Below are 3,678 nucleotides of genomic sequence, written 5' to 3' on the forward strand. Positions count from 1 at the left end.
GCAGCGGGGGCGATGCTGCAACTGGTCTGGACCGATGCGGCGGGGCAGGTGAGCGCCGGGCGCGAGGCGGGGCTTTCGGTGATGGATCGCGCGATGACGGACCAGATGCTGCGCAAGCTGTTCCGACGCGCGCTGGCCGAAACGCCGATGCCGTGACCGCCGCCCTCTGGCGCGGGTCGGGGCGCGGCGGCATTGCCCCGTCCTCGGGCAGGCGCGCCCCCTAAATGGTCGAAATCCGAAGCGCCAAGACCTGATTCCGACCTTTCGCGGCCATTGTGGCGCCCGAAAATGCGGCAATCCGCGCCGCTTTGCCCAAAAGAAAATCATTTGCCCCGGATGTGGCAGGGCGCCCTTGCCGCAGCGCAGCGCCCGGCTTGCTGCGGCTTGGCGCGCTTGGCTAGCCTTTGCCCTGCGGGGATCACCGCAACAGACAAAAGGCACGCGGGATGAGCCGCCGTGCCGGGGGATAACAAACACGCCGGACCTGCCTTTCGCCGCGCCGCCATGCCGGGCGCGGAGCGGCCCCGGCATGACAAAACGGGGAAGACAGATGAATTTGACGCGCCGCTCGCTTCTGGCCACCGTCGCTGCCGCCATGGCGGCCCCGATGGTCAGCCCGCGCTTTGCCTTCGCGCAGGAAGGCCCGATCAAGGTCGGTATCCTGCATTCGCTGTCGGGGACGATGGCGATTTCGGAAACCACGCTGAAAGACACGATGCTGATGCTGATCGAGGCGCAGAACGCCAAGGGCGGCGTGCTGGGGCGGCAGCTGGAGGCGGTGGTGGTCGATCCGGCCTCGGACTGGCCGCTGTTCGCCGAAAAGGCGCGCGAGCTGCTGACGGTCTCGAAGGTCGATGTGATGTTCGGCTGCTGGACGAGCGTGAGCCGCAAATCGGTGCTGCCGGTGATCGAGGAGCTGAACGGCCTTCTGTTCTACCCGGTGCAATATGAGGGCGAGGAATCGTCGAAGAACGTGTTCTACACGGGTGCGGCGCCGAACCAGCAGGCCATTCCGGCGGTGGATTACTATCTGAACGAGCTGGGCGTGCAGAAATTCGCCCTGCTGGGCACCGATTACGTCTATCCGCGCACCACGAACAACATTCTGGAAAGCTATCTGGTGTCCAAGGGCATCGCGAAGGAAGACATCTTCGTGAACTACACCCCCTTCGGCCACAGCGACTGGTCCAAGATCGTGGCCGATGTGGTGGCGCTTGGCGCCGATGGCAAGAAGGTGGGCGTGATCTCCACCATCAATGGCGATGCCAATATCGGCTTTTACAAAGAGCTGGCAGCGGCGGGTGTGACCGCCGAGAAGCTGCCGGTGGTGGCTTTCTCGGTCGGCGAGGAAGAGCTGTCGGGCCTCGACACCACCAACCTCGTCGGCCATCTGGCGGCGTGGAACTACTTCATGTCGGCGGAAAGCCCCGAGAACGAGGCCTTCATCAAGGCCTGGAAAGCCTTCATCAAGGATGACAAGCGCGTCACCAATGACCCGATGGAGGCGCATTACATCGGCTTCAACATGTGGGTGAATGCGGTGACGGCGGCGGGCACCACGGCGGTAGATGCGGTGTCGGCGGCGATGATCGGGCAGAAATTCCCGAACCTGACCGGGGGTGTGTCGGAAATGCTGCCGAACCACCACCTGACCAAGCCGGTGCTGATCGGCGAGATCCGCGCCGATGGCCAGTTCGACATCATCAGCCAGACCGAGCCTGTGCCGGGCGATGCCTGGACCGATTACCTGCCGGAATCGGCGGTGCTGGAGTCGGATTGGAAAGACCTGAAATGCGGCATGTACAACACGGAAACCAAGACCTGTGTGCAGCTGACCTCGAATTACTGATCTGACCTGCCGGGGGCGGTGGCCGCCCCCGGTTTCTCTGAAAGGGGTTCGGATGATCCGCCTTCTGCTGTCGCTGCTGCTGGCGCTGTGTCTTGCCATGCCGGGCTTTGCCCAAAGCGCTCCCTCCACCTTGCCCGAAATCCTGAGCGCCGAGCGCGCGAGGATCGAGAAACCCTCGCGCCAGACCATCGGCCCGGTAATCGACGCCATTGTCGCCACGGGCGATCCGGCGGCGGCAGGGCTTTTGCGCGCCTGGGCCGACAAGCGGCTGGGGCTGCGCAAGGCGGATGGGGCGGTGTTCCTGCTGGAGAAAACCGCTGATGGCTGGGCGCTGACCGCGCCGGATGGCACGGCGGCGGGCACGGCGGCCAAACCCGAGATCCTGGAGCTGAAGCCCAATGCCGGGGTGCGCGAGCTGATCGGGGCGGCGCTGGTGCAGTTCACGCTGTCGGACCCCGACCCGCTGCAACGCGCCCGCGCGCTGGAGGCGATTGCAAGCGCCCCGGCGGCCAGCCAGTTGGCGCCGCTGCGCGCCTCGATCGACACGGAGCCCGACCCGGCGCTGAAGGCGCAGAAGGCGCGGCTGGCCACTTTCCTCACGCTGCAATTCGACACTGACAGCGCGGCGCGGGTGGCGGCGATTGAAAGCCTTGGCAGCGACACCGCGCTGGATGTGCGGGCAGCGCTGAACCCGCTGCTGGCGACCACGCGCAAGGCGGCGACGGCCCTGCCGGAGGGCACGAATATCGCCGCCATGGTGGAGCCGGATTACGAATTGCTGGTGGCGGCGGGCCTTGCGCCCGCGCGCCTGACCCTGGCGGCGCAGAAAGAGGCGCTCGCGGCCCATCTGAAGGACGGTGCCGTGGCGGGGGTGCCCTTGGCCGATCTGGCGACGCAAGCGGGGCGCGACCGGGCCTATGAGGCGCTGGAACAGGCGGGCGCCGTGCCCGCTGCCGCCACCGATGCCGAGGTGGCCGCCGCGCTGCAACGGCATGTGTTCTTTGATGAATATGCCGAGAAAGACCCCGCCGTCACCGCGGCCGCCAAGGCGGCGCTGGACGGCATTGATGCCAGGGTGGGCGCCATGACGGCGGTGGATCTGGGGCTGGATGCGCTGTCGCTCGCCTCGATCTATTTCCTGGCCGCCATTGGCCTTGCCATCACCTTTGGCGTGATGCGGGTGATCAACATGGCGCATGGCGAGTTCATCATGATGGGCGCCTATACCGGCTATGTGGTGCAGCAACTGATCCCGAATTACACGGTGTCCATCGTGGTGGCGCTGCCTTTGGCCTTTGCCGTCACCTTCGCCGCCGGGGTGGCGATGGAGCGTCTGGTGATCCGGCACCTGTATAAGCGCCCGCTGGAAACGTTGCTCGCCACCTTCGGCATTTCCATCGCGCTGCAACAGATCGCCAAGAACATCTTCGGCACCCAGGCCCGCCCGCTGACGGCGCCGGGCTGGCTGGACGGGGCGCTGGTGGTGAATGACGTGATCGCCATCAGCTATATCCGCATCGCGATTTTCGCCCTCGCGCTGGCGTTCCTGATGTTCTTCCTGTGGCTGATGAAGCGCACGAGGCTGGGGCTGGAGGTGCGGGCGGTGACGCAGAACCCGGCCATGGCGGCCAGCATGGGCATCGACCCCGACCGCATCAACATGCTGACCTTCGGCATCGGATCGGGCATCGCGGGCATTGCGGGCGTCGCCATCGGCCTGTTCGCCAAGGTCACCTCGGAACTCGGTTCCGATTACATCGTGCAAAGCTTCATGACCGTGGTGGTCGGCGGCGTGGGCAATATCTGGGGCGCGCTGGCGGGGGCGGCGA

The 3,678-nt window shown here is 65.9% G+C and carries 2 protein-coding genes; both read left to right on the plus strand.

The window, feature by feature from the left end; all coding sequences use genetic code 11:
* Nucleotides 1-595 precede the first annotated feature (595 nt).
* Nucleotides 596-1,849 carry an urea ABC transporter substrate-binding protein gene (gene urtA / locus JNN06_RS12080; protein WP_291239846.1) on the plus strand — a complete coding sequence of 418 codons (1,254 nt, stop codon included), beginning with the start codon at nucleotides 596-598 and terminating at the stop codon, nucleotides 1,847-1,849.
* 55 nt (nucleotides 1,850-1,904) lie between these two features.
* Nucleotides 1,905-3,678, plus strand: a 1,774-nt coding sequence (gene urtB, locus JNN06_RS12085) for an urea ABC transporter permease subunit UrtB (protein WP_291239845.1), incomplete at its 3' end; no start/stop codon positions are given.

The sequence above is a fragment of the Gemmobacter sp. genome, assembly GCF_016792925.1.
In the GTDB taxonomy this organism is placed as follows: Bacteria; Pseudomonadota; Alphaproteobacteria; order Rhodobacterales; family Rhodobacteraceae; genus Gemmobacter.